The sequence below is a fragment of the Streptomyces sp. CLV115 genome (genome assembly GCF_038448545.1).
GTDB classification, from domain to species: Bacteria; Actinomycetota; Actinomycetes; order Streptomycetales; family Streptomycetaceae; genus Streptomyces; species Streptomyces sanglieri.
Window position 1 is genome coordinate 64,235 of sequence record NZ_JBCEWQ010000023.1, and the last position, 13,450, is coordinate 77,684.

At 71.7% G+C, this 13,450-nt stretch carries 12 protein-coding genes; 11 read left to right on the forward strand and 1 reads right to left on the reverse strand.

The annotated features are described in order from the left end of the window. Positions 1–35 precede the first annotated feature (35 nt). From AADR41_RS11585 to AADR41_RS11630, 10 genes are all read left to right on the forward strand, one after another. The gene (locus AADR41_RS11585; protein ID WP_342281267.1) at positions 36–953 is read left to right on the forward strand and encodes a GHMP family kinase ATP-binding protein; all 918 of its coding nucleotides are present in this window, start codon (positions 36–38) and stop codon (positions 951–953) included. Between the two features lies 1 nt (position 954). Continuing rightward, the gene (locus AADR41_RS11590; protein WP_342281268.1) at positions 955–2,004 is read left to right on the forward strand and encodes a PLP-dependent cysteine synthase family protein; all 1,050 of its coding nucleotides are present in this window, start codon (positions 955–957) and stop codon (positions 2,002–2,004) included. Further along, positions 2,001–3,266, forward strand: coding sequence for an ATP-grasp domain-containing protein (locus tag AADR41_RS11595; protein WP_342281269.1), 1,266 nt, complete (start codon positions 2,001–2,003; stop codon positions 3,264–3,266). The genes AADR41_RS11590 and AADR41_RS11595 overlap by 4 nt, the downstream gene beginning before the upstream one ends. Further along, on the forward strand, positions 3,263–4,726 hold the full coding sequence (locus AADR41_RS11600; protein WP_342281270.1) for an argininosuccinate lyase: 1,464 nt from the start codon (positions 3,263–3,265) through the stop codon (positions 4,724–4,726). Before AADR41_RS11595 ends, AADR41_RS11600 begins: the two co-directional genes overlap by 4 nt. Next, positions 4,726–6,018, forward strand: coding sequence for an MFS transporter (locus AADR41_RS11605; RefSeq protein ID WP_342281271.1), 1,293 nt, complete (start codon positions 4,726–4,728; stop codon positions 6,016–6,018). The genes AADR41_RS11600 and AADR41_RS11605 overlap by 1 nt, the downstream gene beginning before the upstream one ends. Positions 6,019–6,061: 43 nt before the next feature. Beyond that, positions 6,062–6,838 (forward strand): 4'-phosphopantetheinyl transferase family protein, encoded by a 777-nt coding sequence (locus tag AADR41_RS11610; RefSeq protein WP_342281272.1) that lies wholly within the window; start codon positions 6,062–6,064, stop codon positions 6,836–6,838. Between the two features lie 136 nt (positions 6,839–6,974). Then, positions 6,975–8,879 (forward strand): acetolactate synthase large subunit, encoded by a 1,905-nt coding sequence (locus tag AADR41_RS11615; protein WP_342281273.1) that lies wholly within the window; start codon positions 6,975–6,977, stop codon positions 8,877–8,879. 14 nt (positions 8,880–8,893) lie between these two features. Further along, on the forward strand, positions 8,894–9,472 hold the full coding sequence (gene ilvN / locus AADR41_RS11620) for an acetolactate synthase small subunit (protein ID WP_342281274.1): 579 nt from the start codon (positions 8,894–8,896) through the stop codon (positions 9,470–9,472). 142 nt (positions 9,473–9,614) lie between these two features. Next, entirely contained in the window at positions 9,615–10,619 is a 1,005-nt protein-coding gene (ilvC, locus tag AADR41_RS11625; protein ID WP_342281275.1) for a ketol-acid reductoisomerase, read from the forward strand. 162 nt (positions 10,620–10,781) lie between these two features. Continuing rightward, entirely contained in the window at positions 10,782–11,609 is an 828-nt protein-coding gene (locus tag AADR41_RS11630) for a PhzF family phenazine biosynthesis protein (RefSeq protein ID WP_342281276.1), read from the forward strand. Positions 11,610–11,644: 35 nt separating this feature from the next. Here the strand turns inward: AADR41_RS11630 and AADR41_RS11635 are convergent, their stop codons facing one another. After that, the gene (locus AADR41_RS11635; RefSeq protein ID WP_446751018.1) at positions 11,645–12,481 is read right to left on the reverse strand and encodes an EamA family transporter; all 837 of its coding nucleotides are present in this window, start codon (positions 12,479–12,481) and stop codon (positions 11,645–11,647) included. Between the two features lie 156 nt (positions 12,482–12,637). On the opposite strand from AADR41_RS11635, the gene AADR41_RS11640 reads away from it, so the two are divergent. Then, positions 12,638–13,450, forward strand: an 813-nt coding sequence (locus AADR41_RS11640; protein WP_342281278.1) for a LysR family transcriptional regulator, incomplete at its 3' end; no start/stop codon positions are given.

Genomic DNA, 13,450 nt, shown 5'->3' on the forward strand with positions numbered 1-13,450 from the left:
CAGGCCACGGCTCCCGGCAACAGAAAGTCAAGGAAATGGTTGATCATTCCGGCTGGCGTGTCGGGGTAGCTTCAGCCCCCGTCCACCACGGCGAGATCCTGCAAGGCGTGTTCACCGGCGACGGCGGGCTCACCCGAGGTCTCGTCACACTTCCCTGCACCATTCACGCGACCCGAGCGACCTTCATCCCCGCCCCCGGCGCCGAGGTCACCGTCACGCCGGACTGGAAGGGCAAGGCCAGGCGCGCGGCCGAACTCGCGGTACGCGCCGTGACGCTGCCGGGCGACGAGCTGCCGGGCGGGCACCTCGACCTCACCGGTGACGTACCGCTGTGCCGGGGCTTCGGCTCCTCCACCAGCGATGTGCTCGCAGCGATCTGGGCGGTGAAGGACGCGTTCGTCAGCCCGCTGCCGCCGCAGGACGTCGCCCGGATCGCGGTACGCGCGGAAACCGCCTCCGACTCCCTCATGTTCGAGGAATCCACCGTCCTCTTCGCCCAGCGCGAAGGCACGGTCATCGAGGACTTCGGCTACCCGATGCCGGCCCTGCGGGTCCTCGGCTTCGGCTCACGCCCCGAGGGCGGCGGACGGGGCGTGGACACACTCACCCTCGCACCGGCCCGCTACGGGCAGGACGAGATCGACCTCTTCACCCGGCTGCAGGCCATGCTCCGGGAGGCCATCCAGATGAAGGACGTGGCCCTGCTGGGCTCGGTGGCCACGACCAGCACGGAGATCAACCAGCGTCATCTGCCGATCCCGGACCTCGACCGCATCCGGGACATCGCGCGGACCACCGGAGCCGTCGGCGTACAGGCGGCACACAGCGGGGACATCGCCGGACTCCTCTTCGACCGGGACGACCCCGAGGTCGAGGCGCGGACCGGACTGGCCCAGGACCTCCTGCAAGAGCTCGGAATTCACGAGCAGTGGAACTACACAACGGGTGACTGACATGACGACGACGACTCTCCCCAAGGCTCACTCATCGATCGTGGAGGCGACGGAGCTGCCCCGCATCATCAAGGTGACCGACAACCTCTACGCGGCGGCCTTCAGCCTGATGAAGCTGCTGCCCGCCCGCTACATACTCGACCGGGCCGAGGCCGCCGGCCTGATCTCCCCGGGCACCCGGATCATCGAGACCTCCTCCGGCACCTTCGCCCTCGGCCTGGCCATGGTCTGCCGGCTGCGCGGCTACCCGCTGACCATCGTCGGCGACTCGGCGATCGACCGGGACCTGCGCACCCGGCTCGAAATGCTCGGCACGACGGTGGAGATCGTCGAGCACACCGGCCAGCCCGGCGGCATCCAGGGCGCGCGCCTGGCCCGGGTGGCCGAGCTGCGCCGGCAGCACCCGGACGCCTTCGTCCCCGGCCAGTACGACAACCCCGACAACCCGGGCGCGTACGGCATCGTCGCCGACCTGATCGGCAACACCGTCGGCGCCGTCGACTGCCTGGTGGGCCCGGTCGGTTCGGGCGGCTCCACCGGCGGACTCGCCGCCGCGCTGCGGCAGACCGGCCCCGCACTGCACCTGGTCGGCGTCGACACCCAGGGCAGCATCATCTTCGGCAGCCCGGACGGACCGCGCATGCTGCGCGGGCTCGGCAGCAGCATCCACCCGGGCAACGTCAAGCACGCGTCGTACGACGAGGTCCACTGGGTGACGGCCCCCGAGGCGTTCCACGCCACCCACGAGCTCTACCGCGCCCACGGCCTGTTCATGGGCCCGACCAGCGGCGCCTCCTTCCAGGTGGCCTCCTGGTGGGCCCAGCGGAACCCGGAGAGCACCGTCGTGATGGTGCTCCCCGACGAGGGCTACCGCTACCAGTCCACCGTCTACAACGACAACTGGCTGAACGAGCAGGGAATCGTCCCCGCCCCCGCCGTCGACGGCCCGCTCACCGTCGAACACCCGCTGGACGCCCCCGCCGCCTGGTCCCGGCTGCTGTGGGCCCGCCGCGGCTTCGACGACGTGGTGATGCCGGTGGTCGGCTCATGAGCGAGCGCCTGCTGCTCCTGGTGGAGAGCAACACCACCGGTACGGGACGGCTGTTCGCCGCGCGCGCGGCCGAACTCGGTGTGGTGCCCGTGCTGCTGTGCGCGGACCCGGACCGCTACCCGTACGCCGCCGAGGACCGGCTGCGGACGGTCGTCGTGGACACCTCCGACGAAGCCGCGCTGTGGACGGCCGTCCGCGCGCTGGAGGACGAGGCCGCCGTCGCGGGCGTCCTGACCAGCTCCGAGTACTACGTGCCGACCGCCGCCGCACTGGCCTACCGGCTCGGCCTGCCCGGCCCGTCGGCCGAAGCCGTACACGCCTGCCGCGACAAGGCCGAACAGCGCCGGATGCTCACCGAAGCGGGCGTCGGATCACCGGACTTCGCCGTCGTCCGCGAAGTCGGCGACGCACTCGACGCGGCCCGCTCCATCGGCCTGCCCGTGGTGGTCAAACCGGTGCAGGGCTCCGGGAGTCTGGGCGTACGGCTCTGCACGGACCTCGACGAGGTCGCCGAGCACGCCGGGACGCTGCTGGCCGCCACCGTGAACGAACGGGGCATCGCCGCACCGAGCCGGATCCTGATCGAGGAGTACCTGACCGGACCGGAGTACTCCGTCGAGGTGTTCGGCACCGACGCCGTCGTCACCGTCGCCAAGCACGTCGGCGCGCTGCCGGTCTTCGTCGAGATCGGCCACGACGTGCCGGCCGCGCTCCCCGGCGAACAGGAGATCGCCCTGCGCGAGTCCGCGGTGCGTGCCGTGCGGGCGCTCGGCCTCGGCTGGGGAGCCGCCCATGTGGAACTGCGGCTGACCGGCCCCCGGACCGCCCAGGTCATCGAGGTCAACCCCCGGCTGGCCGGCGGCATGATCCCCGAACTGGTCCGCAGGGCCTGCGGGATCGACCTGGTCCGCGCCCAGGTGCTGGCCTCGCTCGGCACCGCCCCCGAACTGGAACGCGGCGGCTACGCCCGCGCCTCGATCCGGTTCCTCACCGCGGAACAGGACGGCATCCTCGCGCACTCCACCGCACTCACCGAAGCCAGGGCCAGGGCCCGCACGGTCCCGGGCACCGTCGAAGCGGTGCTCTACCGCGCCCCGGGCGAACCCGTCGGTCCCGCCGAGGACTTCCGGGGCCGTGTCGGTCACGCCATCGCCGTCGCCGACCGCTCGGTGCGGGCGGCCGAGGCCGCCGACCGGGCCGTGGCGCTGCTGGGCGAGGCCGTGACCTACGCGGATCTGCACACAGAGGAGGCATTCGCATGACCGCAGCGACGGCGAACGGCGTCGACACCGGCCGGCTCAAGGCCGCGCTCGACGCCGAGGCACACCGCATCGTCTACGACCAGTACCTGCCGGACACCGCGGACGGACTCGGCGAGGAGCTGCGCTGCATCAGCGAGGTCGACCGCGCCCACCTGATCATGCTCACCGAGCGCGGCATCGTGGACGCCGGCCGGGCCGCCGCCCTGCTGCGCGCCGTCGAGGAACTGCGCGGACAGGACTTCGCGCCGGTCAGGGCCACCCCGATGCCGCGCGGCGTCTACCTCGCCTACGAGGGACACCTCATCGGGAAGCTGGGCGACGAGACCGGCGGCATCCTGCACACCGGCCGGTCCCGCAACGACCTCAACGCCACCACCACCCGGCTCAAGACCCGCGGCCCCTACCTGGCCCTGCTCGACGCGGTCGACCGGCTCGCCGGGGTGCTGCTGGCGAAGGCCGAGGAGTACCGCGACGTGGTCATGCCCGCCTACACCCACGGCCAGCCGGCTGTGCCGATCAGCTACGGCCACTACCTCGCCGGGGTCGCCGGCGCGGTGCTGCGCGCGTACGAGGCGCTGCTGGACGCCGGACGCCAGCTCGACGTCAACCCGCTGGGCGCCGGCGCGATCGGCGGGACCTCCGTACCCATCGACCCCCGCCGCACCGCCGAACTGCTCGGCTTCAGCTCCGCCGCCCCCAACTCGGTCGACGCGGTCGCCTCCCGGGACTTCGTACTGGACCTGCTGTCCGCGTCCGCCGTCCTCGGCGTCTCGCTGGCCCGGGCCGGGCGGGACCTGAGCACCTGGAGCTCGGAGGAGTTCGGACTGCTGCGGGTGGGCGACACCCTCGTCGGCTCCAGCTCGATGATGCCGCAGAAACGCAACCCGTTCCTCCTCGAACACATCCAGGGCAGGTCCACCGCGAGCCTCGGCGCCTTCGTCGGCGCGGCGTCCGCGATGACCACCGGCGGCTACACCAACGCCATCGCGGTCGGCACCGAGGCCGTACGGCACCTCCGGCCCGGACTGAGCAGCACCACCGACGCGGTGACGCTGCTGAGCCTGGTGGTGGCGGGCACCGAACCGGAACGCGAACGCATGACGGACCGGGCCGTGGACGGCTTCACCTCGGCCACCTACCTGGCGGAGCGGCTCGTCCTGGACGGGACACCGTTCCGGGCCGCGCACCATCTGGTCGGCGAGACCGTGCTCGGTGCCCTGGAATCCGGCCGCTCGCTGGTGGACGCCGCCCGCTTCGCCGCCGTCGACGGCGGCGGGCTGGCCCCCGACCGGGTCGTCGAGGCATGCGCCCACGGCGGCGGACCCGGTGCCACGGCCGACGGGATCCGCACCCTGAACGCCCGACGGGACGCGCTGAAGGCCGAGTCGGCCGAGCGGCGCACCCGCTGGTCCGACGGAGCCGCGCTGCTGGCCCGCGCCGTGGCCGGGGCGGTGACGTGATGTCGGCCCGGCTGACCGAACGCGCCCCGGGCAAGGCGGCCGAGCGGCCGCCGCGCAGCGGGCTGGTGCGCCACCACGACTTCCGGCTGCTGTGGCTCGGCGAGACGACCAACCGCGTCGGCATCAACATCACCGGGGTCGCCATGCCCCTGGTGGCCGTGGTGACGCTTGACGCGAGCACGCTCTGGGTGAGCGCGCTGGCCGCCGCCCCCTGGCTGCCCTGGCTGCTCATCGGCCTGCCCGCCGGCGCCTGGGTGGACCGGATGCGACGCCGGCCGATCATGCTGATCTGCAACGTGGTCCCGCTGGTGCTGCTCGCGAGCGTTCCGCTGGCGGGCTGGCTCGGCGTCCTGACGATGACCCAACTGCTGGCCGTGGCACTGATCAACGGCTTCGCCGCGGTGTTCTTCGGGATCTCGTACAAGGTCTACCTGCCCTCCATCGTCGAACCCGAGGACCTCCAGGAGGCCAACGCCAAGCTCCAGGGCAGCGAGTCGGTGGCCCAGGTCGCCGGGCTCGGCGGTGGCGGCCTGCTCGCCCAGGCCTTCGGCGCCGCCTCCGGCCTCCTCGTCAACTCCGCGACGTTCCTCGTCTCCGCGCTGTGCCTGCTCGGCATCCGCGGCAAGGAACCGCTCCCGGAGAAACCCGAACGGCGCCGGGCGCTGCGGCAGGACATCAAGGAGGGCCTGCACTACACCTTCAAGGACCCCTACCTGCGCGTCCTCACCCTGTACGGCACCGCCACCAATCTGCTGCTCACGGCCGAGGCGGCGATCCTGCCGGTCTTCATCATCCGCGAGCTCGGGGTGCCCGAGGGCGCCACCGGCTGGCTCCTCGCGTCGAGCAGCATCGGCGGGATCCTCGGGGCCACCACCGCGAAACGCCTGATCGCACGGTTCGGATCGGCCCGAGGACTGCTCGTCGCCACCATCGCCAGCGCCCCGTTCGCCCTGCTCATCCCGCTGACACGGACGGACTGGACACTGTCCGCACTGGTGGTCGGCAGCGCGGTCCTCTCGCTCGGCGTCGTACTCGCCAACGTGATCCAGGGAGCTTTCCGCCAGCGCTACTGTCCGCCCCAGTTGCTCGGCCGCATCTCGGCCAGCGTCTCGGTGGCGAACTTCGGCGCCATTCCCTTCGGTTCACTGCTCGGCGGGATCCTCGGCACCGCCCTCGGCCTGCGGCCCACCCTGTGGCTGCTCACCGCGGGACTCGCCCTGACCCCGCTGCTCCTCCTGATCGGGCCGCTGCGCCAAAGGCGCGACCTGCCGGTCGCGCCGGCCACGCAGTGAGACCCGGCTCGCCTGTCACTCTCGTACGAACAGGAGAGACCCCGTGGAACAAACGCTGCCGTGGGTCGTCCGCGAGCTGCCACCCCCAGGCTCGCTCGACCTCTGGCTCCTGAGGGTCTCGGATGTCCCCATCGGCATCCTGGACGAACAGGTACTCGACGCGACCGAGCGTCAGCGTGCCGCCACCCTCATGCACGCCGCCGACCGGACCCGGTTCACGGCCGCGCATGTCGCCCTTCGCCGGCTGCTCGGCTCGTACCTGAGCCTGCGCCCCGAAGAGGTCCACCTCGGCCGGGACACCTGCCCCTGCTGCGGCGGGCCGCACGGCCGGCCCACCGTGCTCGACGCAGACGACCGGCTGTTCTTCTCGCTGTCCCACCGCGGTGATCTCGCCGTCGTCGGAACCGCGGCGGCCCCCATCGGGGTCGATGTGGAACTGGTGCCGGACGAGGACGGCACCGCCGACCTCGCCGCGATGCTGCACGTGGACGAACAGGCCGAACTGGCGGCGCTGAGCCCGCCTGCCAGGCCCCGGGCCCTGGCCCGGCTGTGGACCCGGAAGGAGGCCTACCTCAAGGGCCTCGGCACCGGTCTCGGTCGCGATCCCTCGCTCGACTACGTCGGATCGGGACGCCCCGAGGGCCCGTACCCGCCGTCCGGCTGGACCCTGCTCGACGTACCGGTGGACCGGGGCTACGCGGCGGCGGTGGCGGTACGGGGCGAACTGACCGTGGAGGGCCCGCTCGTCCGCAGGCTCGCCGGGCTCGACCTCGTACGGCACACCTGCGACGCCCTCCAGAGGACGAGAACCCCGCCCTGACCGCCCGTCGGGTCCGCCGGGTGCACCGACGCGGTGATCACCCGGCGGCGGGCACGCACCGTCCGGCCGCTCCCGCCGCGGCTGCCGATCACCGCAACGTCCTCACCAACATCCCTACGGACTTTTGGAACTGACGATGTCAAACGCTGTGCAGCAGGCCCCCGCGGCCCTCCTCCCGCAAGTGCTGCCCCGCACCACCGGGCAGCCCGAGTCCGGCGCCGAGCACGTGACGGGCGCCCAGTCCCTCATCCGCTCGCTGGAGGAGGCCGGCGCGGACACCGTGTTCGGGATCCCCGGCGGCTGCATCCTTCCGGCGTACGACCCGTTGATGGACTCGGACCGGGTCCGTCATGTGCTGGTCCGCCACGAGCAGGGCGCCGGACACGCGGCCACCGGGTACGCGCAGGCCACCGGCAAGGTCGGGGTGTGCATGGCGACCTCGGGGCCGGGCGCCACCAATCTGGTGACCCCGATCGCGGACGCGTACATGGACTCCGTGCCACTGGTCGCGATCACCGGCCAGGTCCCCTCCGGCGCGATCGGCACGGACGCCTTCCAGGAGGCGGACATCGTCGGCATCACCATGCCGATCACCAAGCACAACTTCCTGGTCACGAACGCCGACGACATCCCGCGCACGGTCGCCGAGGCGTTCCGCATCGCCTCGACCGGACGCCCCGGGCCGGTGCTCATCGACATCACCAAGGACGCGCTCCAGGCGGCCACCACCTTCCGCTGGCCGACGGCCACGGACCTGCCGGGCTACCGTCCGGTCACCAAGCCGCACGCCAAACAGATCCGCGAGGCCGCCAGGCTGATCGGCGCCGCCGGCCGCCCGGTCCTCTACGTCGGCGGCGGGGTGCTCAAGGCGCGGGCCACCGCCGAGCTGCGCGCCCTGGCCGAGCTGACCGGGGCCCCCGTGGTCACCACCCTGATGGCGCTCGGCGCCTTCCCGGGGAGCCACCCGCAGCACGTGGGGATGCCCGGGATGCACGGGGACGTCGCGGCAGTCGCGGCGCTGCAGAAGGCCGACCTGATCGTCGCCCTCGGGGCCCGATTCGACGACCGCGTCACCGGCAGGCTGGACAGCTTCGCCCCGCACGCCAAGGTCGTCCACGCCGACATCGACCCGGCGGAGATCTCCAAGAACCGGGTCGCCGACGTACCGATCGTCGGGGACGCCCGCGAGGTCCTGCTCGCCCTGACCGCCGCCGTGCACGCCGAGCGGGAGGAGGGCCGCGTCGGTGAGGCCGCCCGAACGGGATACACGGCGTGGTGGCGGGACCTGAACCACTGGCGCACCACCTACCGGCGCGGCTACGAACTGCCCGCTGATCCGGGCCTGCTCTCCCCGCAGCAGGTCATCGAACGGATCGGCCGACTGGCCCCGGAAGGAACGCTGTTCGCCTCCGGTGTGGGGCAGCACCAGATGTGGGCGGCGCAGTTCCTGCCGCACGAGGAGCCGGGCACCTGGTTCAACTCGGGCGGCGCCGGAACGATGGGGTACGCGGTCCCGGCGGCGATGGGCGCGAAGGCCGGCCGCCCCGAGCGGACGGTCTGGGCGATCGACGGCGACGGCTGCTTCCAGATGACCAACCAGGAACTCACCACCTGCGCGCTCAACAACATCCCGATCAAGGTCGCGATCATCAACAACGGCGCCCTCGGGATGGTCCGCCAGTGGCAGAACCTCTTCTACGGAGCACGGTTCTCCAACACCGTGCTGCACGACGGCGCCACCAACGCCACCACCGGATCGACCCGAGGCGTCGGTTCCGCCGCCAACCACGGCACCCGGGTCCCGGACTTCGTCCAGCTCTCCGAGGCGATGGGCTGTGTGGGCCTGCGCTGCGAGAACCCCTACGAGCTCGACGCGATCATCGACAAGGCCAACGCGATCAACGACCGCCCCGTCGTGGTGGACTTCATCGTCCACGAGGACGCGATGGTGTGGCCGATGGTTCCTGCCGGCACCTCCAACGACGACATCATGGCCGCACGCGACGTACGCCCCGACTTCGGCGACTGCGCGGACGACTGAGAGGACCCTCTGACATGTCCCAGCACACGCTCTCCGTCCTGGTCGAGGACACGCCCGGCATCCTGGCCCGTGTCGCCGCCCTGTTCTCGCGCCGCGGCTTCAACATCGACTCGCTCGCGGTCGGCACCACCGAACACCCGGAGCTCTCCCGCATCACCATCGTCGTCAGGGTCGATCACGAACTGGCCCTGGAGCAGGTGACCAAGCAGCTCAACAAGCTGGTCAACGTCCTGAAGATCGTCGAGCTGGAGGCTGACTCCGCCGTCCAGCGCGAGCTGGTCCTGGTGAAGGTGAGCGCCGGCAACGGCACCCGGGCCCAGATCATCCAGATCGCCGAACTGTTCCGGGCCAGAACCGTCGACGTCTCGCCCGACGCCGTCACCCTCGAAGCGACCGGCTCCGGCGACAAGCTCGACGCGATGCTCCGGATGCTCGCCACCTTCGGCATCAAGGAACTCGTCCAGTCCGGCGCGATCGCGATCGGCCGCGGCTCCCGGGCCCTGGCCGACCGCTCCGCCCGCGAGGCACGCCCGATCCGCCTCACACCGGCCACCGGCACCATCGGGGCGACGGCCGACGCGCGGAGCGCCTAGAGCCTCTCGTCCGGATCATGCCGGGGCTCGCGTGCCCCGGTCCCTGATCGGGCCTGATCCGAACGGAAGACCCTGGCCCACCGCCACCTCCGGCCGATCCCGTCCGCACACCCTCACGTCCAAGGAATCAAGGAGAACCACTATGCCCGCCGAGCTGTTCTACGACGACGATGCCGACCTGTCCATCATCCAGGGCCGCAAGGTCGCGGTGATCGGTTACGGCAGCCAGGGCCACGCCCACGCGCTGTCGCTCCGTGACTCGGGTGTCGACGTCCGTGTCGGTCTGCACGAGGGCTCGAAGTCCAGGGCGAAGGCCGAGGAGCAGGGCCTGCGCGTGGTGACGCCGTCCGAGGCGGCCGCCGAGGCGGACGTCATCATGATCCTGGTCCCGGACCCGATCCAGGCCCAGGTCTACGAGGAGTCCGTCAAGGACAACCTCAAGGACGGCGACGCGCTGTTCTTCGGCCACGGTCTGAACATCCGCTTCGACTTCATCGAGCCGCCGGCCAACGTCGACGTCTGCATGGTCGCGCCGAAGGGTCCGGGCCACCTGGTCCGGCGCCAGTACGAGGAGGGCCGCGGCGTCCCGTGCATCGTGGCCGTCGAGCAGGACCCCTCGGGCAACGGCCTGGCGCTGGCCCTGTCGTACGCGAAGGGCATCGGCGGCACCCGGGCGGGCGTCATCAGGACGACGTTCACCGAGGAGACCGAGACCGACCTGTTCGGTGAGCAGGCCGTTCTGTGCGGTGGTACCGCCGCTCTGGTGAAGGCCGGTTTCGAGACGCTGACCGAGGCCGGTTACCAGCCGGAGATCGCGTACTTCGAGTGCCTGCACGAGCTGAAGCTCATCGTGGACCTGATGTACGAGGGCGGCCTGGAGAAGATGCGCTGGTCGATCTCGGAGACCGCCGAGTGGGGCGACTACGTCACCGGCCCGCGGATCATCACCGACGCCACCAGGGCCGAGATGAAGAAGGTCCTCGCCGAGATCCAGGACGGCACCTTCGCCAAGGCCTGGATGGCCGAGTACCACAACGGCCTGCCCAAGTACAACGAGTACAAGAAGGCCGACAGCGACCACCTCCTGGAGACCACCGGCCGCGAGCTGCGCAAGCTCATGAGCTGGGTCGACGACGAGGACGCGTAACGGCACACCGGCCGGGACGTCCGGCCCCCGGTGCGCGAAGGCGCCCGCGGGGACCGGGCGCCGCGCCGGGTGCGTGCCAGTGGCGGCTCGGAATGAGAATTCAGTCCACTTTTCTCGGATTGGACTTGGTTCGGCTGTGATTGGCGTCGATAACGTCGCGGCATGCGTATCCACGTCGTAGACGCCTTCATCGACCGTCCCTTTGCCGGGAACCCTGCGGGTGTGTGCCTGCTCGACGCCGGGGACTGGCCCGAGGCCGCCTGGATGCAGCAGGTGGCCGCCGAGATGAACCACTCGGAGACCGCCTTCGTGCGGCGGCTTCCCGCCGGAGAGGACGCCGACTGGGAGATTCGTTGGTTCGCCCCACTCGTCGAGACCAATCTGTGCGGCCATGCCACATTGGCCGCCGCGCACACGCTGCGGCGGGAACTGGGGGTTTCCGGCGCGCTGCGGTTCCGCAGCCGGTTCAGCGGCGACCTCACCGCGCATGCGCACGAGGACGGCAGCATCACCCTGGACTTCCCGGCCGCGCCCGGCACTGAGGTCCCGGTGCCGGCGGGCTTGTCGGAGGCCCTGGGGGTGACGCCGGAAGCCACCTTCCGTACCGGTGCGCTCGGCGACCTGCTGACCGTCCTGCCCGACGAGGCCACCGTCCGGGCCGTGACGCCCGACCTCGACGCGGTGGCCGACCTGACCCGTCGTGAAGGCCTGCGTGGCGTCATCATCACGGCGCCGGCGCCCGGCCCCGGCCTGGGGTACGACTTCGTCTCCCGCTTCTTCTCACCCGCCGAAGGCATCCTGGAGGATCCGGTCACAGGCAGCGCCCACACCGCCCTGGCGCCGTACTGGTCGGCGCGGACGGCCCGCAACGGGCTCACCGGCCTGCAGGTGTCCGCGCGCACCGGGCTTGTCAGGACCGCGGTGCACGGTGACCGGGTCCATCTCACCGGGCACGCGGTCACCGTCCTCGACGGAACCCTGCACGTCTGACCGGCCGATTCCATCCTCGGCGCTGCTCGGCGCCTTCACGCCGTATGCCGTCGGGCGGCGGGACGGTGGGCGGTGGATACCACGGCGGTGTTGGCAGCGACGATCACGGCGATCGCGAGCCAGGCGAGGTGATCGAGGCGCTGCCCCAGGACGACGAGGCCGACCAGGGCCGCGAAGACGGGGTTGACGCTCATGAACACCCCGAAGAAGTGCGCCGGGACACGGCGCAGGGCCAGCAGGTCGGCGAGGAACGGCACCGCGGAGGAGAGCACTCCGGCCGCCAGCGCACACCCCAGGGCCGCGGGTGTGGGCCGGTGGTGCCAGAGCACCCAGGCGCCGATGGGCAGGTAGAAGGCCGCGGAGACGGCCGCCGCGGCGGCCGAGCCCTCCAGACCGGGCAGCCGGGCTCCGATGGTCCGGTTGAGCAGGATGTAACAGCCCCAGCACACCGCGGCCAGAGAGGCCAGGCAGATGCCCACGTAGTCGGTGGACGGAGTGGGGCGGGTGAGGACCACCACCGCGCCCGCGGCCGCGACGCCGGCGACGAGGTCGGTGCGACGGCGGGATCCGCTCAGGGCCACGGTCAACGGGCCCAGGAACTCAAGGGTGACGGCCAGACCGAGCCCGATCCGCTCGATCGCCACGTACAGGGACAGGTTCATCGCGGCGAAAACCAGCCCCAGCCCCAGCACCGGCCGCCACTGCGCGGCGGTGAACCGGCCCGGCCGCGGCCTGCCGACCGCGCCGAGCACGACGGCGGCCACCCACTGGCGGACCGCCACGACACCCACCGGGCCGACGACCGGGAACGCCAGCGCCGCGATGGCGGCCCCCGTCTGGTTGGACAGGCCGCTGCCCAGCATCAGAGCCACCCCGCCCCAACGCCCTCTGCCGCGGGCTCCGTCGTGTGCGGCGGGAGCGGGCACCGCGGTGGGGGAGGCGCCGGAGTCGATGTGCATACCCACCACCATGGGCACACCACCGGCATACGAAAAATGCATTCACGTGGCCATCGATACGCTGGGTGTATGGATGACCGTACGGATGCCGAACGGCGCGGCGCGCCGGCGCTGGAGCTGAAACACCTGCGGTGCCTGGTCGCCATCATCGACACCGGCACTTTCACCGACGCCGCCCACGAACTCGGCATCTCCCAGGCCGCCGTCTCCCGTACCCTCGCCGCCCTTGAGGACCTGCTCGGGGTGCGTCTGCTGCATCGCACCAGCCGCAGCGTCGCGCCCACCCCCGCGGGCGTGCAGGTGCTCGCCCGCGCCCGCGTCCTGCTCGCCGGTGCCGACGAGCTCGTCCACGAAGCCGCCACCGGCCGTACCCGCCTGCACATCGGCCACGCCTGGTCCGCCTTCGGCAGCCACACCACCGAGTTCCAGCGCCGCTGGCACGAACAGCACCCCGAGACCGACCTGCGCCTGATCCGCCACAACACCCCGACCGGCGGCCTCGCGGAAGGGCTGTGCGACCTCGCCGTCATCCGCGCCCCGCTCGACCTCAGACCCTGGGCGCACGCCCTGATCGGCCACGAGACCCGTTGCGTGGCACTGGCCTCGGACGACCCCTGGGCCCGCCGCCGGAGCATCCGCCTGGCCGAGATCCCCACCCGCACCCTGGCCATCGACCGCCGCACCGGCACCACCACCCTCGGCCTGTGGCCCGAAGGAGCACGGCCCGATGTCGAGTACACCCATGACATCGACGACTGGCTCGCCGCCATCGCCACCGGCCGCTGCGTCGGCCTGACCGCCGAGGCCACCGCCGCCCAATACCGCCGCGCCGACATCACCTACCGCCCCCTGCGCGACGCCGACCCCATCCCCGTCCACCTC